Source organism: Vibrio mediterranei, assembly GCF_900088415.1.
Classification (GTDB): domain Bacteria; phylum Pseudomonadota; class Gammaproteobacteria; order Enterobacterales; family Vibrionaceae; genus Vibrio; species Vibrio mediterranei.
The window spans coordinates 23940-46491 of record NZ_FLLQ01000012.1 but is presented as its reverse complement, the minus strand read 5'-3'; the positions used below and the strand labels follow the sequence as shown (position 1 = coordinate 46491).

Here is a 22552-nt window from a genome sequence, read left to right as displayed (position 1 = left end):
TTTTCTAATGGCCTTGAGCTTTCAGAGCATTATATCTATCGCACAGAACGAACCAACGGTAATTGTGTTTCGCAGCTGTTGTCGCCTTATAGTCCATCAAGTTTGAGAATATTTGATTACTTCCCAGGTCGAAGAATTTTTTATCAATTGAGGAAAGAAGAATTTCTCGCTCTTCAGGTTCAAGTTCTTCATGGTTAATGACACTCTGTAGCGCTTTTAGATATAACAGTCTATTAATACTCACTAAATCTGAAATGCTAATTAAGTAAGCATAGGATGCTAGGATCCAGTTACTTACATTCAAAGACTTTCTCTTTTCTATATCGGTCACTTTGAATTTATTAATAAATCGATTCAGTTCTTTCTTGATCACTGTGGCTGTCGTACGTGCAGGGATTAAATAGAACGCCCCCCACAAAATCAGCAATGCAGTGATATTACCGACGATAGAATTAAGAAAGTTCTCAAAATCATAACTTGGGGCACTGGTTAACGGAACAAGGCTCGTCCATGAAAACAACGAAACCATACACACCACTTTCAGTAGTGACTTGCTCTGCCAAAACCAATAAGCCGCCAAATACACGCCAGTAAAGCCGACTACTGCAACTATCCAAGGCGAGCCAATTGGCATGGCCCCAAAGGTCAGAATAAACGCAAAACCACCAGCTAAGAATTGTGCATATATATTTGGACTTTGTGCCTGCTCTGAACCTGGATTTGCAGCGTACACCGAGATGATCATTCCAGCCATGATCATTGCCGACATACCACTGTCCCATTGCAGCTCAATCCACATAAATGAAAGCGTGAACAGCGTGATGGTTGCTCTCACCATATTGTTGAGCACTACGTAACCATCGGTAAAGCGTCCTATATCGTTGGCATAATCTTTATTGGTGTAGTCAAATACACTGTTTTCGCTCTTGTATAAATCCAGTTGTGTGGCAAACAAAGCGACCTGTTCATTAAACACCTCGACCAGATCAATATCTTCAATTCCCCACCTTTCAATCCATGATTCATTGATATCAACGCGAAAATTAGCTTTACACAACTCCTCCCACGCCTCATTAGGAATGGCTATGGCCTCACCAAGCTTTTTTAACTCGATGGCTTTGATACCAATATTGATAGAGTCATAAAAAGCAGTACGACTGTTGAGTTTTTCTTCCTTAGCACTTCGGCTTCCATATATCTCATCATCAACCAACTGCCACTTTTTGCTCACAAATACCAAAAACGCACGTGTCAGTTTGGTAGCATTATCTTCATCAGTAACAAACAGATTGCTTAGGAAGTTCTCTGTATAACTTTTGACAGAAAACAACTCATGCTGGTCATCTTTATAAGGAATGATCATAGCCGCGACCATTGCCATTAAAATACCAAATGAGATACCAACACAACGAAGCTGTACATGGTCAAATAAATTGGTCATGTCAGGGTTCGCTGCCAATGGGAAACCCACTAGAGACAAGGTAATACCCATCACGGCAAACATGTATGACACACGTCCATGAAAATATGATGCGATACCTAAACTTGTTACCACTCCAAATATAATGAATGAGTTAAACAACCAAGAGTCAATAAGCGTAGCGCTGGCCACAAAAAGCACATATGCACCGCCAGTAAATGTCCCGATAAGACGTGCCGCCGCTTTTTTGATACTCGCTCCGCGACTGCCAGTGATTTGAATAATCGCGGCTGTTGCCATAGAAGTACTCGTGGCCGAAGAATCCATTAACAGCGATAAACCCCATGTCATCAATACAGCCAGGCAAAACCGCAAAGCAAATGCCACCGATTCTGGATTTGTCCATTGTCGAGCAATCGTCGCTAACATCACTGAATATCCACTGAAACCGTTGTGCCAGCAATCAGTCTCTCACTTTCAAGGACTTCTTTAGGGATGCTAATACGCACCGGTACGCGTTGCGCGAGACGGACCCAAGGCACTGTTGGGTTAACGTTTGATATTAGTCCGGAATTATCGGCGCTCTGATCAATAATCGCACGACCAATACCTTCAATTTTGCCGACAAATGTTTTATCGGATGAAAATGGACGAATGTTAGCTTTCGCCCCTTCAACCAAGTCTTTTACTTTTGTCTCGGTGAAATAGGCCAAAATGTAATAGGTGTCACTCTCGACTAATGCAACAAAGGTTTCACCTTTATTGATGTAGTTCCCTTGGCGTTGGTTAAGATTCGTTACATAACCATCTTGCGGTGCGACCACTTTAGTGCGACTTAAATCTAATTCTGCTTTAGCCAAGCTACTTTTTGCTTGCTCTAAAGCGGCTTTATTAGCTGCTACGGCGAGCTTCTCCGAGATCACTTGCTCTTCAGAGACTAGTTTTTTACTCAACAATCTTGAATCACGACGGTAAGAGTTCTTCGATTGCTCTAGCTCGGCCTCCGCCTTCAACATTGCATACTTAGCTTGGGAAACACTGTTTTTGTAATCCGCATCATCAATAGCAAAGAGTAAATCACCAGCATTAACAAACTGGTTGTCATGTACAGCTACGGTAACTATCTCTCCCGAAACTTTTGGCGCTACTTCTGCAATTTCAACGTGAACTTTAGCATCGCGAGTCCAAAGAGATTGGGTGTAGGCGACCCAAGACGTATAACAAGTCGCCCCCGCAGCGATCACTAATGCAGTCGGTAATAGAACACGAAATAACTTCATTTAGCTCACCTTTATTAGTAGTAATTGTCCAGTAACAATAATTACTAAACAAAGTTCTGTTAATGAAGGATTCATGATCTTTCCTTTTCTCAATAGTCCACCTAGTGTGTATTTGACTACAATTAGTATTGCAATTGCCGCTGCTACCAACACCATAAAACCGGGTATGTAGAAGTAGTCAAATATAATATGATCATTCATTTTTACACCATTATAGTTTTTAGAATTAACTTAAATAACTTTACTTTCTGATATAGATAAACAATGAAAGCAGCGGTAATAGCTAAGATTAAATCTATAAGCACTTTCATTAATCAACTTGGTGTTCATTTTAATATCCACTGAAGATAAATTAATCCACGGCCAATAAAATTCACATAAAAACAATCTACATATAAATCTCAAACCATTGATTTTCATAAGATTAATCCCAAAAAACCAACCATTTCAGACCATGCGGACCGTATCAAAATTAACTAGTATTAGCCGTAAATCAATGATTGGACTTCACACAGCGGCTCTAGTAAGAGACAAATAAAAAGGATATTTGGCGCAACAATTTATTTATAACACGATGATTATTGTCTTTTTATTTTCTATTGATGGTTTTATTCATTTAATTGGTAATAATTCAATTCGACTTAAGCGAGACAGCTTTTTCAAAAACCAAACGCAGTGATATTACTGTTCTATCCAATTAAATAAATCTGGAGCTATATAATGCCTTTTGAAGAAAAGAATAATGCAGCTATCGATGATGTTTTTGCAAACAAACTATTAGACAAAACCATCGATAAATATACTTTCCCTAATGACGAATCAAATCCTGATGCTGCATACCAGCTAGTATCTGATGAGCTTATTCTTGATGGTAACTCTCGTCAAAACCTAGCAACTTTTTGCCAAACTTGGGTAGACGGTAACATCCACAAAATCATGGACGAGTGCATCGACAAAAACATGATCGACAAAGATGAGTACCCACAAACAGCAGAAATCGAGAACCGTTGCGTTCATATGCTTGCTGATCTTTGGAACTCTCCAGATCCTGAAAACACGATGGGCTGTTCAACAACAGGTTCAAGTGAAGCGGCCATGCTTGGCGGTATGGCAATGAAATGGCGCTGGCGCGAGAAGCGTCGCAAGGAAGGTAAGCCAACTGACAAACCAAACCTAATTTGCGGTCCAGTACAAGTATGCTGGCACAAATTCGCTAAGTACTGGGATATCGAACTACGCGAAATTCCTATGGAAGGCGACCGTCTACTAATGACTCCAGAAGAAGTTCTAGCCCGTGTTGACGAAAACACTATCGGTGTTGTTCCTACTCTTGGCGTAACGTTCACTTGTCAGTATGAACCTGTAAAAGCGATTGCTGATGCACTAGACAAACTGCAAGAAGAAACTGGCCTTGATGTACCAATGCACGTTGATGGCGCAAGTGGCGCATTCATCGCACCGTTCTGCGACCCTGAACTAGAGTGGGATTTCCGTATTCCTCGTGTTAAGTCAATCAACGCATCTGGCCACAAATATGGTCTTGCACCTCTTGGTGTGGGCTGGGTTGTCTTCCGCGAAGCAAGCGATCTTCCTGAAGATCTGATCTTCCGTGTTAACTACCTTGGTGGTGACATGCCAACATTCGCACTGAACTTCTCTCGCCCTGGCGGTCAGATCGTTGCTCAGTACTACAACTTCTTACGTTTGGGTAAAGAAGGTTATAAGCGTATCCACGACGCTTGCTACAACTCAGCTCAATACCTAGCTGATGAAGTAAGCAAAATGGGCTTATTCGACATCATTTACGATGGCCGCGGTGGTATTCCAGCTATGAGCTTTAGCTTAAAAGCGGACGTAGATGCAGGCTTTAACTTGTTTGACCTAAGTGACGCTATCCGCGCTCGTGGTTGGCAAATTGCCGCATATTCCATGCCTTCAAACCGCGAAGATTTGGTCATTATGCGCATCCTAGTTCGTCACGGTGTGAGTCACGACATGGTTGATCTACTCGTTCAAGATCTAAAACGCACAATCGAGAAATTTGAGAAATTCCCAATCGTTAACTCTGTTGACGAAGAGAGCTCAAGCACGTTTAACCACGGTTAATCATCTCAAGCAAAGAGGGGCTAGTAGCCCTAGTCCCTCGCACTCTAATCACAATAATTATTGCGTGCCAAAGCAGTCTGGTTCTTGTTCCGGGCTCTGGAGTTCTTTGGTTTGCATTTAGGAATCTAAGTAATCAGAGGTTAAAATGGCAACTCTAATGAGGCTATCTCCTTCTAAATATATTAAGCATATTTTTCTAAGTATGTTGGCAGTATTTATGCTGGCAGGAAATATCACTACAGATACAAATAGCGGCGTATCTGGCTTTGACATGTTCAATAATGTTCAAGCTCAAGAACAAACTACAGACCATGCTGCTGTTCAACATTCAACTACAAGCATCAAAGCTCCAGCAAAAGCAGAGCCTATGTGGGTAGTAAAAGTGTTCCGTGAACACCAAGCATTGGCAATTTTCATCACCCTGGGCTTGGGATATTGGTTAGGGGCAATCAAATTCGGTCACTTCAGCTTAGGTGCAGTAACAGGTACGCTAATCGCAGGTGTTATCATCGGTCAGCTTGATATCTCGATCTCTTCACAAGTTAAGTCAATGTTCTTCACGATGTTCCTATTCGCTGTAGGTTATGGTGTCGGCCCGCAATTTGTTCGAGGTGTAGCCAAAAATGGTGCTCCACAAGCGATATTCGCAGTAGTCATTTCATTTCTATGTTTCGCAGTAACGTACGCTGGTGCCAAAATTGCTGGTTACGATGTTGGTCTAGCTGCAGGCCTTTGGGCCGGCGCACAAACCATCTCCGCTTCTATCGGTCTAGCGACTGATGCAATCAACTCATCTGGTTTCAGCAATACTAAAGAGCTACTAGACCAAATTCCAGTGGCTTACGCTATCTGTTATCTGTTCGGTACTATTGGTACTGGTATGATCCTAGCTTATGTTGGTCCAACTCTACTCGGAGTTAACCTTGAAGAAGCTTGTAAAGACTACGAAAAAGAGATGTCTGCAGGTACACCAGAAGATGGTATTTCACGTGTTTGGCATCGCTCTGAATCTCGTACCTATGAGATCTCTGACGATATCAACGGTATGACAGTGGCTGAATTCGAATCTCAACACCACGCAGAACGCCTCTTCATTGAGAAGCTGAAACGCAATGGTGAAGTAGTGGATGTCGAGCCAACTATGGCGCTAGCGGCAAAAGACATTATTGCATTAACAGGTCATACCGATGCACTCGTACACGCTCAACAGTATTTAACAGAAGTAGCGGACGAGGAGCTTGATAACCTGCCATTAGAAACCGTAGACCTAGTTGTTACCAACAAAAAGTTCGCTAACCGCACATTGGTCTCACTAGCAGATGAAGATTACGCTCGTGGCGTGTTCCTAAACAAAATCAGTCGTGGTGCAGCAAGTCAAGAAGTACCCTTACTAGCACAAACTGAAATTCATCGTGGTGACGTACTAAGTATTACTGGTACTAAAACACATACATCACGTATGGAAAAAGAAGTAGGCCATGTAGATAGAACGACAACTGAAACGGATATGGTTTGGGTTGGTCTCTTTATCGTAGTATTCGGTTTACTAGGCGCACTAGCTGTTAATATCGATGGCGCACCCGTTACTCTGTCTGTATCTGGCGGTGTTCTAATCGGTGGTTTGGTATTAGGTTGGTTACGTTCAATTCACCCAACATTTGCTCGACTTCCAGAACCAACACAGTGGTTTATGAACTCAGTTGGTCTTAACGTCTTTATTGCTATCGTAGGTATTTCTGCAGGTCCTGGCTTTGTGGCTGGCCTTGAAAACGTAGGTCCAGAACTGTTCTTAATCGGTGCGGCAGCAACGGCTATTCCAATGCTATTAGCTCCACTTATTGGTAAGTATATCTTTAAATTCCACCCAGCTATAAACCTAGGTGTTTGTGGTGGCGCACGTACGAGTACTGCTTCAGTCGCTATGGTAGGTGAGAAAGCGAAAAGCAACATCCCTATGCTTGGTTACACTGTTCCTTATGCGGTATCCAATACCCTATTGACCTTAATGGGTATGTTTATGGTGTTATTCTACTAATAGGTAGCAGTCATTAACTATTACCACCCTCGATGATCAATTAAGCCCCTTACTTTTGTAAGGGGCTTTTTTATGCGAGTTATTCCTCAATAAAACCACTAACAAAAATAGCGGTTTTTTCTTTCTATAACCCTCTGATTTAAAAACCATATCCAACCGTCCTTAAAGATAATGAAAATAAAATATGAAAATATTTCTTATTTTTCTTGAATTCCAATATTGGGCGACCCTACCTATGAATTGTCGATAATTGATTTAGGTATTAAAAGTGAAAAAGACAGCATTAACATTACTTCTTCTTACACCAATGATGAGCTATGCCAATACTGGAAAAAAAGTGGGGATCGGTATGGCATTTGACCAAGGTCTAAGCGTAGTCGTTGACTTTAATCAGCAAATAAAGTTCATCGCAGGCGATGATGGATTAGCTCTAGATTATTCATTTTTAAAGGGAAATCTAGCTGCAGAAGCTCCTTTGAGTTGGTATGTGGCTGGCGGTGCGTACTACGACTGGAATAATGATTTTGGCGTTCGTATTCCTATTGGCATGAATTTGAACTTTGCAAAAGATTGGAAACTTTATGCACAGATCCATCCCGAATTAAATATGAATCATGGCTTAGATTTGGATATTGGCGCTGCATTAGGCGTTACTTATAGCTTCTAATTCTAGTCGCTAAATTTAAACATTAACAAATAGAGAACTTAATAATGAACAAGACATTTCTACGTACTTTGCCTTTGCTATTATTACCACTAGCATCGGTTTCTTCTGCAGAACCTTATATTGGTGCTGGTTACTTATACTCTAGTTACGATGACATTAACGTATCTGGTTCTAATAATGGCTACACTATTTACGGCGGCTACAATTTTGCGAAACTCTTCTCTGCCGAATTAGCATACGCGGATTTTGTTGATACGAACTCCCCAATTGACAACTCGTCTATCTACTCAAATGCATGGCTAGCAAGTGGTAAGGTCACGTTACCAATTGCAATTTTCGATGTGTATGGTCGTCTTGGTATGGGTAGATTCTCTAACAGCATCAATACATCTACAGACGTATTCGGTGGTATTGGTGCAGGCGTTTCTTTAGGCCCAGCTCGAGTTGCTTTGGAGTACACTAAGTATGACACTGCGATTGTCAAAGATAGCGTAAACCTTTTAGTTGAATTCCACTTCTAATCACTCAACACTACCAGAGAAAACCAAAGCCAGTTCGCTTTGGTTTTTTTATACCCGCTGTGAACATCTAATCATAAAAAAACCGACCGCTGGTAATCGCGGTCGGTTTTTTGTGGACTCTATGGCTGAATATGCGTCAACAAATCTTTAAGCTTCTCAAGTGTCATCAATTCAATTTGCCTGACTCTCTCAGCTGAAACCCTATGCCTTTCAGCGAGTTCGTTCAATGTTACTTTTTCTGATAACAGCCAACGACTTACGATAATATCTCGGCTTCGAGCATCTAATTTAGCCAAACCTGCATTCAATTCATCGTTAATGTGCCTATCCCAATCTTGAGTTTCATATTCAATCGCAACATCGAGTTGTGGCTCGGCAAACACTTCACCAGTCGATATGACTTGGTCTTCATCTTCACCTATTTTCGGATCAATATAGGAATCTCTTGCAGATAGTCGCCCATCCATAGACAGCACATCTTTCTTGCTGACTTTCAACTTACTGGCTAAATTTTCAGCCTCACTCTCACTCATCCACTCTTGAGATTGCTTGTATTTTTTCAGATTAAAAAATAGTTTTCGCTGTGACTTCGTTGTGGCGATTTTTACAATGCTCCAGTTTTTTATAATAAAGTCGGTAATTTCTGATTTTATCCAATGAACAGCAAAGGATACCAACCTGAAGCCCAGTTCTGGGTTAAATTTCTTAACTGCCTTAAGTAAACCGATATTACCAGACTGAATCATATCGACTAACGGTAGACCATACCCTGCGAACCCCTTGGCGATGTAAACAACGTATCGCAAATGAGGCAGTACTAATTTTGATATTACATCTTCATTATTGTTGTAGTATAGGTCGTTAGCTAATTGTCGCTCTTCACACTCTTTTAATATTGAGTGCGAATTGACATATTGCATATAGTAAGAAAGGTTTTGGCTATTGTTGAACGAAATAGCAGCATTTGAATGAGACATCATTTCTCCGATATATAGTAGTTTTTATGTAGACTTAAATCGGCGCGAATACTATTGATGTGATAAATCAATATAATAATGAGTTCATAATCTTGAGATAAAGTAAATATAACACATTAAAAACAATGCCTTATGACAGTATTTTGTATCTTTTTAAACTTGACTTTGCAATGAAAATCACTGGCGATTAATTAAAATTCACAAACAGTTATCGTTTCTTTATTGTCATATTATGTATAGCAATTACCCAAAAAGTAACATCTTCCTCGCTCTGTAAGTAGGTTATCAACGCGACACCTTTATATGTTTCATATTTAGATAAGTTACTTACGCAAATCAAACTAACTATTATAGAGAAAGTCATAATGTGTAATCAGAAACCAGCAAATGTAACCATCAATGTAGAAGCAAACCATGATTCTTTGATGTTAAAGCTGAAGCCAACTGGAAAATTAACAAAAGAAGTGGTTACTCAAGTAGCCAATTTGATTGAAACTAGTATTAAGGAAAATGAGGACAAGAAGATTAACCTTCTTGTTGATGCTACTGCTTTCTCTGGTTGGGAATATGAAGCATTTGTGGAAGATATTAAGCTGAGTATTAAGCATCGTAACGACATAAACAAAATCGCATTATTTGGCGATCAAAAATGGCTTGAAATAGCGGCTACATTGGCGTCATTCGCAACCAGTTCAGAGGTGAAGTACTTTACTAACAATCAAGAAGCACAATGTTGGATTAAACACTAATTGCGCAACTACCCTGTACTGAAACGTGTCAGCCAGATTGGCTACCACGTTTCAGTAGTACCAGTAACATTATTGGTAATCTTGTCCCTAATATCAGATAGATCACTATAAAAGAATAGCGTTTCGGACAAGTTTAATACCTGTACCGTCGATGCTTCCAAGATCGCATGATAGTAAAACTCTTCCGCCGCAGATGTATTCCCTGTTGACTCCGCTACCTTGGCACTAATTATGTAAAACATGATACTACGCCTGTCGTAAGGGATGGCTGTAAGATACTGCTTCGCTTTGTAAGGCTCATCTTTACTCATCTCCATCATAGACATCGCTTCCAATAACCTAGGTGTAAGCTGCTGATCCTGAGAAAACTGGTTGATGGACTGCTGCATTTTCTGATTAAGCTGGTCTATTTGATTGATGTTATTGCCATCAGGTTTGATATACATCTTCGATAGAATAAACATATAAGCCGTTGCGATGGTGTATTGATTTTCGGGTGCTTGTTGGGCCGCTAACTCTATCAGTTGTAATGCTTTTTCCTCATGATTCACCTGAAAAGCTGCACCTAATGACTCCAATATAGAAGAAACTGCATTCTCATCATCAGGCAACTCATCTACCAGACTGGCGACCTGAGATTTTCCGACCGAGATATTGAAAGACTCAAGTAGGTCAGTCAGCGATTTTTTTATTGCGGCTTTCACATGCCCTTGTGAAATCTTGTACCGTCGATCTAGGTGTTTATCACCCGATACTCGATTAAAGTACTCAATTTCTAGATATTGATGACCACCTCGTTCAATCGACGAAAAACGCAACTCGTTGGCCGCAACTTTTGCAGCAGGCCCATCATAGATGACCCTATAATCTCGATAAATCTTTAAATAATCCAACAACTTACGAGCCATCCCCACTTTAAGGTGGTCGCTTAGGAATTCCTCGTTAGCTTTCACATAAATATATCGAGGTTCAAAAGACAAATAACTAGGTGCTATCGTTGAAGCTGGATGCGCCTCTTTTTCCACACCATTGATGAATACCAGATATATTATTCCTGGAACTAGGCAAATCAACAGAACAGACACTATGGCCCAGTGCTTTAAATAGTTGGGTTTTTGTGTCCCACTAAGTCGCAGAGGTCTCAATGAACGAGCATTATCAGTATCATTCGTTTTACCTGCTTGTGATGATGTTGTCTTATCTTTGTATAGGGGATTCTCTGACTTACTTAGCGCTCCGGCACCTACCTTCCCGCCATCGACTGGTGCGGGGGTTTCGACTTTTCTTTCAACATCCGCATCTAACTTGTAGCCTCTTTTAGGAACAGTAACAATATACCCAAATGGATGACTACCGTGCTGTTTGAGAATTTTTCTTAACTCAAATATCGCCTGAGTAATGACTTGATCAGTTAAGATCGAGCCATTCCAGACTTCATTTATTAATTCATCTCTAGAAAAGACGGTATAGGGATTATCACACAGAAAATGGAACAATCTAGATAGTCGATGATCGATAATAAACTCTTCGTCATCCAAGATAAATTTGTCTTCACTTGGAATAAAAACCCAATCATCAATAGTAAATTGTATCTTCTGGTTCTTCATAGGTTAGTATTAAGTAACTGTAACTTATAAAGAAGTATTGGATACTATTTAGGATATTTCAAAAAAATCCGCCTTACACGGCACGAAAATGACGCACAAAGCGGACCCCGAAAAATCCTGACGTATCGCTTAGAGAATATCTGTTAGTAGAACCCCGACGCCAATACGCTTGTTGTTGTAATTGTAATCGATCAAACTTTCACCATACCCTTGGTAATATTGAACATAACCACGAACTCTCCCTATAAGAGGGAAGCTCATACCTGCCTCAAAGCCACCATAACCGGTACGGAAGTTATAACGGGCTACTCCACTGAACTCTACCGCTTGGTATTTATAAGCAGCGGTTAGTTCAAAGTGTCCCATGTAGTCTTCTATATCGGGGTTATCGTCATCACTGTCAGGGATGCGGTACCAAGGCTCCAAATAAACCATGAGGTCATCTTCAGCATATCCAATACCACCATAAATTCGATTCCAACTGCGACTCAACTCCTGAGTTCGTCCATTAGATTCATGTTCAAAACCAACTCGTGTAAACCACACACCTTCCGAACTATCTATTGGCAAAGGAGATTCATAGAAAATCTCTGGGCGATAGTTAGTTTCACGGAAAGGAGCTGATATCTCCGAAGAATATGCCTGCCAAAATGACTTTAACGTAAAACCAAAGTAAATCTGATCTTCTTCGTTAAAAATACCATCTTCGACAAGAGGCATTTTAAAACTGATCTGGAACTTGATTTCCTCATCTTTAAGTTCATCAGACTTTCCTTCAAAAATGTCTGATGTGTAAGGCGCCGTATTTACCTGGCTCATTTCCGTAATAGGCAAAATGTAGTTTTGCCTATAGGGAGTAATGACAAACGGGTTATTCTCCGTCTCTTTTTCTAATGAGTGTCGAGTTGGAGAGACATGTTCTGTCGACGCTTGCACTTCACTCAAGCACTGTGCCTTGATCTCATCGAGGTTATCATGTTCAACATCCATGTGAATCTCACGCAACAAACAATTATCAAAGCGTGTGTCGAAACTGGCATCGTTTTCTTGCGCCAAAGCATGCATAGGCCCGAAGGCCACAAGTAGCGCTAGGATTTGAGAATGTCGAACAGATAACTTCATAACTCAACCCTTACATGTACATAGCGTGAAGAATGAAGTCGACGCTTTGCTCAGTAATTCGATTCACGTTCGCATCTAAGATTTTTTGTGTGATCTTCGACTTATCATTCTCAAGTACGCCATTGTTGTTTACGACAAAAATACGACGAGCAAGTAAGTGGCCGTCATCTTTATCTTTAATATCAACATCCACAAGTAATCTTACTGAACGATCACGAGTACCAGCCGCCTCTTTTGCTAAGGCAACGATTGCACCAATTGGGATAATTTCTCGTGCTTTTACATCTTCACCGATGTCTTCAACTTTAATGATGTTGACGTCAACAATAGCTTGGTGTTGGCTCGCCGCATCTGTTGGGAACAGTTTCGAGCTCTTTTCAGACAAAGTGCCTTTAAGTTCTTGCTTAAAGTTCTCTACTGTTTGGTCTGTTAGCAAACGGTCTATCGTTTTACTAACGTGTACATTAACATCGTGAACGATAATATTCTGATATTCGTCTTTTTTAAGGTCGCTCGAGTGCCAAACATATCCATCTTCATGGGAGTTGTATTTTTGTTCTTCGTATGTACGTCCATCATTTAACGTAACCATTTCTTCTTTATCTGGTAGTGAACCTGCACACCCAGATAGAACCGTGATAATAGATAGTAGTAGTATTTTAGCTTTCATTTCTTTCTCCAGACCTTATTAGTCAATCTTGCTTTAAGAACAATAAATATGTTCAAGTGAATTTCGCTAACAATTATGATTAGCAAAATTAAAAAGTGAATAAACTAATTAGCATACTTCTATTAATGTTAAATTCTCTATTATTTATTGATATAAAAAACCTGAATAAAACCAATGATGGCGTATAAAATAAAAATAAAACCCCTAATAAACAATGACCTAAAAACCATTCATCGTAATAACCCTAACCCGAGAACAATTAAAAAACGCAAGTTTAGATATAAAACCACCTTTGAATAGATAAATCTAAAACAAAAATACAGAACTAAGGATATTTATTATTTACCATACAATTAGAGCCTTATTATTTCATCATTTTATGTAGCGGTTAAAATTAACATCGAAATCTGGCCTGATTAAACCATCAGGTATATATAAGCTCAACCAACGCCATTTAGGCGTCAATTAATAAGGTATTTAAAATGTTGAAATATGTACTTCCTCTTTGTGTTCTAGCTTCTGCATCGGTAATGGCAGATGACTTTAATCCATCAATTGTTGCCAGTGACGGCTCTCAAGAGCAGAACCAATTAAGCGTTGATGCAGCAATGAGCTCACTTCAAACTGACACAATTCGCGCTAACGAATTCGACTATGTTTTAGTGACTGACGATAGTATTACTACACAGTTTGATACTTACTTAGATTCTATCTATCGCCAAACATACATCACTCAAGAAGAAGCTAAAGAAATGGACCTTAAGCCGGGTTATTCTTTCCACGTTTACGACTTTGATTCTGTTCAAGATCTAGAGAAGAAAATCGCGGAGCGTATCAACCAAGATAAACCGATTTACTTCACTGTTGACTACTATCAACACCCTGTAAACCAGTCAGAACGTACTGAATACACAGCGAAAGTAACGCTATACTAATTTTTGTCCCCGATATTGATTCAATATCGGGGATTTTTTTATCTTTCCTACCTGTTTCCTCATTTCCGCTTTCTATCCTCCACGAATGAAAAGCTTCGTCAGTAGTTCATCGTTCAATTCATCCATTGCCAACCAGGCAACAAGCAAAGGCCCAACTCGGTTATAGTGGTGAAAAAGCGATATCAATTGTGTCAAAGAGTATTGTCTTGGAGTGTGTTAGCTCGAAGGGTTATTAGCTTGAAGAAGTGATGGAACACTTTGAGAGAATAGGAACTTATTAGTGAGGTGTCAGAAAGAGGCATACAAACGTACCTATATTTGCATGCCTAAATTGAGGTTATTGAGATTTGCTTTCTGATATTGGAGCGTTCTTGTTGTCATACACCATACATCCGCTGTCGGGATTACAGTTGACTAAATACACCACTTTTTTACCACAGCCGGACACTCCAACTTGATACTGAGGTACTTCATAACGATAAAGATCGATCGTTTTTTTGTTTAGTACTGTTGTTTGCACAGTTTGGCAGCTTAGTTCAAACTTCGCACGATTCATTGCCGCTTCCGTTGCCATAGATTGGTTTTCATTTAGAAATTCTTGACTGCTCGTACAGCCCATCATAAAAATAGACGTTAACGTACTGATTAATAATAATTTAGTCTTCTTTTTTTTTCTCTAATTGATTGTGTAATGTATATTTGAGGCGTATTAGAACGCCTCGGTAAAGGTGAGATAAAAACCTTTGTCGTTATTACTTCCTATCCCCAAATCCACGCGAACGTTCATTCGCGGTTGAATTTCATACCGATAGCCGACGCCGTAGCTATAGAGAAAGTTCGAGTACAGCTCATCCAATGAACTATCGACGGAACCTACTCCAGCCCAAAATGTCACACCGTGCTTAGTCAAGTGGTCTTGACCGTCTCTCAGGGTCCATCGATATTCCAATGTGTTTTCGATGGCAATGTTGTCGCGATAGCGACCTTGATAGATGCCTCGCATAGAGTCTTGCCCGCCCAAGGTCGGCATGTCATAAAATGGGACATCACCTTGACTCCATTGGAGCTTATTGAATAACGCTAACACCTTGCCTTTTGACAGAGCGTAGTAGTATCGATAATCCACAGACGCTTTTGAGTAGTCGTTGTCACTGCCAATGAATGAGTTGTAATCGACAAACTCAATTCCAAGGAAGCTCCCTTGCCAGGCATTAACCGTTACATCGCGAGTATCGTATTGCACAGTAAAACCTGCACCGATTGAAAATGGCTTATCACGATAAGTTTGGAAGTTGTCATCGTTTAAGGCACTCGTGGGTAAATCATCATTGCTAGGATCGTAGTAGCGAACGCGAAGAACAGGACCTACGTACCAATGTTGATTTGTTCTAAAGGTCAGATTGGCATCGTAGTTAACAAACTTGTAGTCCAACGACATATCATCACTTGCATCAACTACCTTTCCCTTGTCATAGCCTGTTCCCCAGTAGTACTGGCTTTGATTGCCAAAGCTCAGACTACCTACATAACGAATATCGTTATTCTGGAAAAACAAATTCTGTTTCGAACGTAAACCAAAGCCGATACCAGACTCCATCTCGTTACCAATTGCCACGAGACTGACACTAGAACGTTGTAAGTTGTCACTGTCGCGGTCGGTGCTAAAAGAATAGAGCCCTCCTAACGCGAGCATAAGCCCTGTTTCCGGCATATAGCCAGGGCCTCCTAATATTGAAACCAGAGGTAATCGATTGGTTTCTATAAATGCCTTTTTTTCTTTTTTCAGCCTTGCTTCTTCCCTCTCAAGCACAACACAGTTGTTAACACACTCCTTATTAAGTTGTTGATTAGCATAGATTTCTCTATCAAACTCAGCCAATTGAGCTTCTGCTTTCCTAGTATTTTCAACAAATACTGGTTTAGACAGAGAGACTACTGAACTTTGCTCACCTCGCCCTGTATTGGCGTAGCTCTGACTCAACGGCATTACAAATAAAAAGCAAGAGGCTGCAAAAAAAGAAAGCACCATCCTTGGTGCTTTTTGATTGGTTTTCTTCACTATTGTTGCTCTTCTACAAGCTTAGTGTTGGTATCCTCAGTAGATTCACCTGAGTGGTCATCAGCCAGGAATGTATAAACCGTAGGGACGACAAATAAGGTAAACAGAGTACCTACTGTCATGCCCACAGTAATTACTAGACCGATAGAGAAGCGGCTTTGCGCGCCAGCACCAGCTGCTGTCAGTAGTGGTACGACACCAATTACCATTGCTGCTGTTGTCATCAATACTGGACGTAAACGTTCTGCTGCTGCTTTCTTCACTGCGGCAATCTTATCGCCTGCGAATTCCGGCTGGATTTGGTTCGCAAACTCCACGATCAAAATACCGTGCTTACTGATCAGACCGATAAGTGTTACAAGGCCAACCTCAGTGTAGATATTGAGCGTATCGATACCCAAGTACAAAGGAATCATGGCTCCGAATATCGACAACGGAACACTGGTCAATACGATCAATGGATCTTTGAAACTTTCAAACTGAGCCGCTAGCACCAAATAAATGATAATAAGCGCAAGAGCAAAGGTTGAAACCAAGGAAGCTCCTTCCTGGACGTACTGACGTAATTGACCAGATGAGTCTGTTGCGTACGACGTTGGAAGAATTTGTTTTGCACCTTCCTGCATCACTTCATAAGCTTCACCAATACTAACGCCTGGCATCATCTTCGCTTCGATAGTCGCGCTGTTCAATTGCTGGAACTGATCCACGGCTGATGGCTGCACACTTTGCTTGATATCAATAAGCGCTGATAGCGGAACCATAGTGCCGTTATTTGAGCGCACGTAATATTGGTCGATATCATTCCAAGAACTACGGTCAGAGCGTTCTACTTGAGTGATTACCTGATAGCTGCGCTCATCTAATGCGAAATAGTTAATAAAGCCTTCACTCACGTAGCGAGTTAACACATTACCAATTTCTTGCGCGTTCACATTCATCAATGCTGCTTTGTCACGATTAATGGTAATTTCTACCTGAGGCTTATTGAACTCTAAGTCATTCTGAACATAGATAAACTTGCCACTATTGACCGCATACTCTTTCATTTTTTCTGCGTACTGGTAGAGCTCCTCATAGCTTCCCGTCGGCGTTTTCAATACCATTTGGAACGGCAGACCTTGCGATGTACCAGGTAGATCTGGAGGTGAAATAGTAAACACCTGCAATCCTGGGAAATCGACTATGTCGTTCTGGAATCTTGTCATGATGTCTTTCACTGACGCTTCACGAGAATCCCAATCTTTAAGTACACCTAAACCGAAGAACTTATTGTCTTTTTGGTAACCATTTACCATCATCGACATTTCAGTTTCAGGATAACTGCTGATCGTTTTATCCAACGCTTGAGTGAAATTGCCAAGGTAGTCGGTATTAGCTTGCGATGGACCTTGACCCATCATGATTACAACACCTTGGTCTTCTTGTGGAGCCAATTCACTCGCAGTGTGAGTAAACATGAACACCAACGACACAAGGAAAGTCAGAACTAATGGCCACACCAACAGACGGTTGTTGAGTACGGTCGTTAGGATGTTTTCATAATGATGTGTAACACCAGAAATAACATTATCAATTTTCTTAACCATTGCGCCTTCTAGAATCTGCTTGTTGAGCATTTTAGAAGTCATCATCGGTGTGAGAGTTAGTGCGATAAATCCAGAGATCAATACAGAACCAGCAAGAGTAAACGCAAACTCTGTAAACAGTTTCCCCGTTAGACCACCCATAAAGCCGATCGGAGCATATACGGCAGCCAACGTAATCGTCATAGCGATGACAGGACCAGCGATCTCTCGTGCACTTTCAATCGCCGCTTGTACTGGTGTTGCCCCCTCCTCAAGGTGACGGAAGGTGTTTTCTACAACAACGATGGCATCGTCAACAACTAGGGAGATAGCCAATACCATTGCTAGTAGCGTCAACAGGTTGATACTAAAGCCCATAGACATCATCAAGAACAACGAACCGATGAGTGACAATGGTATAGTAACCAAAGGAATGACCATGGCACGCATTGAGCCCAAGAACGCTAAGATGACGATAATTACGATCACCGCAGCCTCTATAAGAGTCTTGGTTACTTCCTCAATCGAGCTATCAATAAATTTCGTTGAGTCATAAACCACTTCCGCTTTCATACCTAGCGGCAAGCTGTCTTTAATCGCTGGAAGAACGTCGTACAGTCCTTTAACAACCGTTAGCGGGTTTGATGTCGAGGTATTGCTGATTGCTGTTGTGATCGAGCTTGTACCGTTAAACAATACACGCGAGTCGTAAGTGTTCGCACCAAGCTCTACCGTTGCTACGTCTTCTAGGTGAATTAATTGACCATTCGCAGCTTTAAGCACCATGTTTTTAAATTCATCAACAGATGATGCATCGGTGTGTGCATTAATATCAATCTCGATATAGTCCGCTTTCAATTTACCCGCAGCACTCACAGAGTTACTACCCTGGATTGCAGCCTGTACATCGGCAGCCGTTAGACCAAACGCCGCCATTTTGGTTGGGTTCAACCAAATACGCATTGCAAAGTCACTCTGTCCTAGTAGGTCGATCTTTGATACGCCATCTACAGTTGAGAATGTTGGCTTAACCACGCGACTCACATAGTCAGAAATCTGCTGTGTTGCCAGGCGGTCACTTGAAAACGAAACATAAAGGATTGGCGACTGTGATGTCGATTTCAAGATGCTCGGGTCCTGCGTACCTGCTGGTAAGCGATATTTCACCTGTTGAACCAGTGACAAGATTTCGGTTAGTGCTTTATCCGTTGGATAATCCAGTTTCAGATTCACCGTAATTAAAGACTTACCTAAGCTACTTTCTGATGTCATGTAGTCAATTCCCTCAGCTTGCGCGATTTGCGCCTGCAGAGGTTGGGTAACATAACCTTGGACACTGGTCGAACTTGCGCCTGGATAGGTCGTCGTAACCGTAATCACACCCGTCTCAATTTCTGGGTATTGACGAACCTGAAGCTCCGAAAAAGCTTTGAGGCCTAGCACCAATAACACCAAGCTCAACACTGTTGCTAGAACAGGTCTCTTTATAAATATGTCGGTAAAATTCATAATTTTGCCTATTTATTACTTAAATGTTTTAGGAAACGGAGTTGAGTTATTGATCTTAACCACGGTTCCTTTCTTAAGTTGTTGTTGGTTGGAAGTCACAACGATTTCGCCTCGCTCTAAGCCTGACACAATGCCGACTAAGTCATCTTTGCGGGGGCCAATTTCGACTAACTTCTGCTCGACAACTTGTTGACCATTTTCATTTTTCACGACAAAGACGCTGTCGCCATAAAGAGAGTAAGAGATAGCAACTTTTGGTACGGGAACAATCGCAACTTCACTGCCTAACGTTATTTTTGCGTTGATGTACATGCCACTCACAAGTTGGTTTCCATCGCCTTCTACTTCTGCACGCACACTGATGTTGTGTGACTGCTCATCTGATGATGGCTGGATAGCGGAAACAATCGCCGAGAATGTTTTGTCTCCATAGGCATCATTGGTAAAAGTCACCTTTTGTCCTAATGCAAGCTGTGGCTGAAAGTCTTCTGAAACTGAGATATCGATGAAGTTGTCGTTAATACTTTCTAACTCAACAATAAGTGCACCTGGATTGATGTAATCACCAAGATCGATGGTGCGAATACCTAATTTGCCAGCAAACGGGGCTTTGATGCTCATAAAGTCAATTTGCGACTTAATGTAAGCAAGGTCTGCCGACTCTGCGTCATATTGAGCTTGCGCTTTATCTACCGAGTTTTTTGCTGTGCTTTTGGTTTTAAGAAGTTTCACCTGACGTTGAAGTTCGATCTTTGCCAATTTCTGCTTTGCAAGTTGGCTGCGGTATTTTGCTTGTAGTAATGAGTCATCAAGTTGAACGATAACATCACCCTTATTTACCGTTTGACCGGAATTAAAGTTGATTGCTTTAACCTGACCGGAAATTTGACTGGTAACTTCTGTAGATTGTTTAGATGTAATTTGACCTACTGCTTGGATGTTTTGTTCCCAGCTATCTTTTTTAGATGTAATAGCAGTTACAGAAACAGCAGGTGCTTTATACTCGCTGATTTTTTTAGCGATCATATGATTTTTAAAACTATTAAATCCGAAAACAAATAGCAGTATTAATACTACTACAGCTAGGACTATTGATATTGCTTTCTTAGACATAACCTTCACTTAATAATGTTTAACGTTGAGAACACATTTAATCTACCGTGATAGAGAGAGAATTTAATAACTCTTGGATAATCAATGCATAATGTTCAATAAACAAAATATAAACATTAAAAATCAACATCTTACAGAAAACAAAGAAAGGATAAAATATAAAACAATGATGGTAATTTCATGTTTTATCAAAGGAGAAAGATTAAAGTATCCGGGTACTTAATTAGGAGTAAGACTATGTCAGAGAAAATGCAACATACAAAACACACCACCTCAGAGAAGATGAAAAGAATCTATGGTGATGTGGAGCATAAACACAATAAAGACCACTTGGAATTTGAAGATAAAGTTAAAACTCATCCTCACCAAAAACATGGTGGTAAAAACGAAGGCCATAAACATTTAGTTAATCACCACTCAGATGGTCATCATGAAAAACATCACCATGATAAAAAGCACAGCCACAAAACTTCTTCTAGAACTCATCATAAAACAAGTTCTAAGTAAGAGAATTAATATATCCCTAGCGTAATAACTGCGCTTATAAAATAATATTTGGAATCGAAAATGAATCGTAATGACGAAAAACAGCTAGAAACGCTTAGCCCATTTGAAGTAAAAGATACACTGATGAAGCTTGCTGCTGAAAACAAAGATCACGCTATGATAAATGCTGGTCGAGGCAACCCAAACTGGGTAGCGACAGTGCCAAGAGACGCATTTTTCCAGTTAGGTATGTTTGCTCTACAAGAATCTAAAGCAACCTACTCTCAATACCCTGGTTTTGGCGGCATGAGTGAAAAAGACAATATCTCAACGCGCTTTCTGTCATTCTGTGACGACCATGAACAGAATGAAGGCGTTCGTTTTCTTCTAAATGCATTTAGCTTCTTAACAACTGAACACAAACTTGATGCGGATGAGCTCATCTATGAATGGGTAGAAGGCATTCTGGGCGATAACTACCCTGTACCTGATCGCATGCTTAAAAACTGCGAGTTCATTTCTCGTAAATACATTGAACAAGAGATGGGCAGCAAAGCTGGTTTACCAGACTCTCACTTTGATTTGTTTGCTGTCGAAGGCGGCACTGCTGCGATGGTATATATCTTCAACACATTGAAAACCAACCGTCTTCTAAATAAAGGAGATAACATTGCCATTGGTGCACCAGTGTTTACACCTTATCTAGAAATGCCAGAGCTTGAAGACTACAGCTTAAACAAAGTAGAGATAATGGCATCAGAAGAGACACAATGGCAAATCCCAGATAGCGAACTAGAAAAGCTTCGTGACCCTAAAATCAAAGCCTTCTTCCTCGTTAACCCAAGTAACCCAGCTTCAGTGAAACTGAGCGATGAAACACTGCAGAAAATTGCAGATATCGCCAATGAGCGCCCAGAGCTGATCGTGCTGACTGATGATGTGTACGGTACGTTCACCGATAACTTCACCTCATTGGCAATGTTAGCACCCAAAAATACTATTCTGGTGTACTCATACTCGAAATACTTCGGTGCAACTGGTTGGCGTTTGGGCGTAATTGCCCTAAATGAAGACAACAATCTTGATAAGATGATTCAGGATCTACCAGAATCTACACGTCAAGAACTGACTCGACGCTATAGTGGTATCAGTCTTGATCCTGCAAATATCAAGTTCATCGACCGACTTGTTGCTGATAGCCGTGCAGTTGCTCTAAACCACACTGCTGGACTGTCTACTCCACAACAAATCCAAATGGCACTGTTTTCTCTGCTTGCTCTACTAGAAGGTGGTAAAGAATACCAAGATAACGCTAAACGCATCGTACGTGCTCGCTATCACACACTCATGGAAAAATCGCTGACTGAGCCAACCATCGCTGAAGACAACAGTAATGGCGCTTTCTATTACGTTGAGATTAATATCCAAGACCTAGCAACATCTGCGTACAGCAGTGATTTCTTTGCCTGGATGCAAGAAGGCTATGAACCGCTAGACTTCCTAGTTCGCCTAGCCGAAGAAAGTAGTATTGTGGTCATGCCTGGTGGTGGTTTTGATGCTCCAGAATGGTCACTACGTGTCTCTCTCGCTAACTTGCCACAGTCGGCTTATGCGACAATTTCAACAGCAATCAATGCCGTTTTAGAAAGCTACTATCAAACTTATTTGAACAATCGATAGTCAATTCTTAGCGCTGAAAGCCTCGTTACAAAAATGTATCGAGGTTTT

The 22552-nt window shown here is 40.8% G+C and carries 18 protein-coding genes; 8 read left to right on the top strand and 10 right to left on the bottom strand.

Annotated features, from left to right (window positions below; translation table 11 throughout):
• Nucleotides 1–4 precede the first annotated feature (4 nt).
• Nucleotides 5–1849: an FUSC family protein gene (locus VME0621_RS23395; protein ID WP_062461850.1), complete on the bottom strand. Its 1845-nt coding sequence runs from the start codon at nucleotides 1847–1849 to the stop codon at nucleotides 5–7.
• Nucleotides 1849–2700, bottom strand: coding sequence for an efflux RND transporter periplasmic adaptor subunit (locus VME0621_RS23390; RefSeq protein ID WP_062461847.1), 852 nt, complete (start codon nucleotides 2698–2700; stop codon nucleotides 1849–1851). The genes VME0621_RS23395 and VME0621_RS23390 overlap by 1 nt, the downstream gene beginning before the upstream one ends.
• 720 nt (nucleotides 2701–3420) lie before the next feature.
• Between VME0621_RS23390 and gad the strand changes: the two genes are divergently transcribed.
• The 4 genes from gad (at nucleotide 3421) to VME0621_RS23365 (ending at nucleotide 8029) form a co-directional block, all read left to right on the top strand.
• Nucleotides 3421–4806, top strand: a complete 1386-nt coding sequence (gene gad / locus VME0621_RS23380) for a glutamate decarboxylase (protein WP_006070210.1) — start codon at nucleotides 3421–3423, stop codon at nucleotides 4804–4806.
• A gap of 145 nt (nucleotides 4807–4951) precedes the next feature.
• The gene (aspT, locus tag VME0621_RS23375; protein ID WP_082795555.1) at nucleotides 4952–6841 is read left to right on the top strand and encodes an aspartate-alanine antiporter; all 1890 of its coding nucleotides are present in this window, start codon (nucleotides 4952–4954) and stop codon (nucleotides 6839–6841) included.
• Nucleotides 6842–7109: 268 nt separating this feature from the next.
• Nucleotides 7110–7508 carry a hypothetical protein gene (locus VME0621_RS23370; RefSeq protein WP_006070212.1) on the top strand — a complete coding sequence of 133 codons (399 nt, stop codon included), beginning with the start codon at nucleotides 7110–7112 and terminating at the stop codon, nucleotides 7506–7508.
• Between the two features lie 44 nt (nucleotides 7509–7552).
• Nucleotides 7553–8029 (top strand): outer membrane beta-barrel protein, encoded by a 477-nt coding sequence (locus tag VME0621_RS23365; protein WP_006070213.1) that lies wholly within the window; start codon nucleotides 7553–7555, stop codon nucleotides 8027–8029.
• A gap of 119 nt (nucleotides 8030–8148) precedes the next feature.
• Here the strand turns inward: VME0621_RS23365 and rpoH are convergent, their stop codons facing one another.
• Nucleotides 8149–9006, bottom strand: coding sequence for an RNA polymerase sigma factor RpoH (gene rpoH / locus VME0621_RS23360; RefSeq protein WP_006070214.1), 858 nt, complete (start codon nucleotides 9004–9006; stop codon nucleotides 8149–8151).
• Between the two features lie 365 nt (nucleotides 9007–9371).
• On the opposite strand from rpoH, the gene VME0621_RS23355 reads away from it, so the two are divergent.
• Complete coding sequence (locus VME0621_RS23355) at nucleotides 9372–9755, top strand: SpoIIAA family protein (RefSeq protein WP_062461843.1); 384 nt, start codon at nucleotides 9372–9374, stop codon at nucleotides 9753–9755.
• Nucleotides 9756–9796: 41 nt separating this feature from the next.
• Here VME0621_RS23355 and VME0621_RS23350 read toward each other — a convergent pair whose 3' ends face one another.
• The 3 genes from VME0621_RS23350 to VME0621_RS23340 form a co-directional block, all read right to left on the bottom strand.
• Nucleotides 9797–11362 carry a winged helix-turn-helix domain-containing protein gene (locus VME0621_RS23350; RefSeq protein ID WP_062461840.1) on the bottom strand — a complete coding sequence of 522 codons (1566 nt, stop codon included), beginning with the start codon at nucleotides 11360–11362 and terminating at the stop codon, nucleotides 9797–9799.
• Between the two features lie 129 nt (nucleotides 11363–11491).
• Nucleotides 11492–12484 carry a phospholipase A gene (locus VME0621_RS23345; RefSeq protein ID WP_062461837.1) on the bottom strand — a complete coding sequence of 331 codons (993 nt, stop codon included), beginning with the start codon at nucleotides 12482–12484 and terminating at the stop codon, nucleotides 11492–11494.
• Between the two features lie 10 nt (nucleotides 12485–12494).
• Entirely contained in the window at nucleotides 12495–13154 is a 660-nt protein-coding gene (locus VME0621_RS23340) for a DUF3313 family protein (RefSeq protein ID WP_006070218.1), read from the bottom strand.
• A 482-nt stretch (nucleotides 13155–13636) separates the two neighbouring features.
• Here VME0621_RS23340 and VME0621_RS23335 point away from each other — a divergent pair, with 482 nt between their 5' ends.
• Complete coding sequence (locus VME0621_RS23335; protein ID WP_062461834.1) at nucleotides 13637–14089, top strand: DUF2536 family protein; 453 nt, start codon at nucleotides 13637–13639, stop codon at nucleotides 14087–14089.
• 337 nt (nucleotides 14090–14426) lie between these two features.
• Here the strand turns inward: VME0621_RS23335 and VME0621_RS23330 are convergent, their stop codons facing one another.
• The 4 genes from VME0621_RS23330 to VME0621_RS23315 all read right to left on the bottom strand — a co-directional run bounded on the left by VME0621_RS23330 (nucleotide 14427) and on the right by VME0621_RS23315 (nucleotide 20251).
• Complete coding sequence (locus VME0621_RS23330) at nucleotides 14427–14663, bottom strand: hypothetical protein (protein WP_062461831.1); 237 nt, start codon at nucleotides 14661–14663, stop codon at nucleotides 14427–14429.
• 135 nt (nucleotides 14664–14798) lie between these two features.
• Nucleotides 14799–16148: a BamA/TamA family outer membrane protein gene (locus VME0621_RS23325; RefSeq protein WP_172427906.1), complete on the bottom strand. Its 1350-nt coding sequence runs from the start codon at nucleotides 16146–16148 to the stop codon at nucleotides 14799–14801.
• Nucleotides 16148–19225: an efflux RND transporter permease subunit gene (locus VME0621_RS23320; protein WP_062461828.1), complete on the bottom strand. Its 3078-nt coding sequence runs from the start codon at nucleotides 19223–19225 to the stop codon at nucleotides 16148–16150. Before VME0621_RS23320 ends, VME0621_RS23325 begins: the two co-directional genes overlap by 1 nt.
• Before the next feature lie 15 nt (nucleotides 19226–19240).
• Complete coding sequence (locus VME0621_RS23315; protein ID WP_006070223.1) at nucleotides 19241–20251, bottom strand: efflux RND transporter periplasmic adaptor subunit; 1011 nt, start codon at nucleotides 20249–20251, stop codon at nucleotides 19241–19243.
• Between the two features lie 324 nt (nucleotides 20252–20575).
• Between VME0621_RS23315 and VME0621_RS23310 the strand changes: the two genes are divergently transcribed.
• Together VME0621_RS23310 and VME0621_RS23305 are read left to right on the top strand one after the other, a co-directional pair.
• Nucleotides 20576–20845 (top strand): hypothetical protein, encoded by a 270-nt coding sequence (locus VME0621_RS23310; protein WP_062461825.1) that lies wholly within the window; start codon nucleotides 20576–20578, stop codon nucleotides 20843–20845.
• 60 nt (nucleotides 20846–20905) lie between these two features.
• Nucleotides 20906–22504, top strand: a complete 1599-nt coding sequence (locus tag VME0621_RS23305) for a bifunctional aspartate transaminase/aspartate 4-decarboxylase (RefSeq protein ID WP_062461822.1) — start codon at nucleotides 20906–20908, stop codon at nucleotides 22502–22504.
• Nucleotides 22505–22552 lie beyond the last annotated feature (48 nt).

Bases quoted from the DNA above. Each gene is read 5' to 3' on its own strand.
- VME0621_RS23395 (WP_062461850.1), bottom strand. From the start codon at position 1,849: ATGTTAGCGACGATTGCTCGACAATGGACAAATCCAGAATCGGTGGCA.
- VME0621_RS23390 (WP_062461847.1), bottom strand. From the start codon at position 2,700: ATGAAGTTATTTCGTGTTCTATTACCGACTGCATTAGTGATCGCTGCG.
- gad (WP_006070210.1), top strand. From the start codon at position 3,421: ATGCCTTTTGAAGAAAAGAATAATGCAGCTATCGATGATGTTTTTGCA.
- aspT (WP_082795555.1), top strand. From the start codon at position 4,952: ATGGCAACTCTAATGAGGCTATCTCCTTCTAAATATATTAAGCATATT.
- VME0621_RS23365 (WP_006070213.1), top strand. From the start codon at position 7,553: ATGAACAAGACATTTCTACGTACTTTGCCTTTGCTATTATTACCACTA.
- rpoH (WP_006070214.1), bottom strand. From the start codon at position 9,006: ATGTCTCATTCAAATGCTGCTATTTCGTTCAACAATAGCCAAAACCTT.
- VME0621_RS23355 (WP_062461843.1), top strand. From the start codon at position 9,372: ATGTGTAATCAGAAACCAGCAAATGTAACCATCAATGTAGAAGCAAAC.
- VME0621_RS23350 (WP_062461840.1), bottom strand. From the start codon at position 11,362: ATGAAGAACCAGAAGATACAATTTACTATTGATGATTGGGTTTTTATT.
- VME0621_RS23345 (WP_062461837.1), bottom strand. From the start codon at position 12,484: ATGAAGTTATCTGTTCGACATTCTCAAATCCTAGCGCTACTTGTGGCC.
- VME0621_RS23340 (WP_006070218.1), bottom strand. From the start codon at position 13,154: ATGAAAGCTAAAATACTACTACTATCTATTATCACGGTTCTATCTGGG.
- VME0621_RS23335 (WP_062461834.1), top strand. From the start codon at position 13,637: ATGTTGAAATATGTACTTCCTCTTTGTGTTCTAGCTTCTGCATCGGTA.
- VME0621_RS23330 (WP_062461831.1), bottom strand. From the start codon at position 14,663: ATGGCAACGGAAGCGGCAATGAATCGTGCGAAGTTTGAACTAAGCTGC.
- VME0621_RS23320 (WP_062461828.1), bottom strand. From the start codon at position 19,225: ATGAATTTTACCGACATATTTATAAAGAGACCTGTTCTAGCAACAGTG.
- VME0621_RS23315 (WP_006070223.1), bottom strand. From the start codon at position 20,251: ATGATCGCTAAAAAAATCAGCGAGTATAAAGCACCTGCTGTTTCTGTA.
- VME0621_RS23310 (WP_062461825.1), top strand. From the start codon at position 20,576: ATGTCAGAGAAAATGCAACATACAAAACACACCACCTCAGAGAAGATG.
- VME0621_RS23305 (WP_062461822.1), top strand. From the start codon at position 20,906: ATGAATCGTAATGACGAAAAACAGCTAGAAACGCTTAGCCCATTTGAA.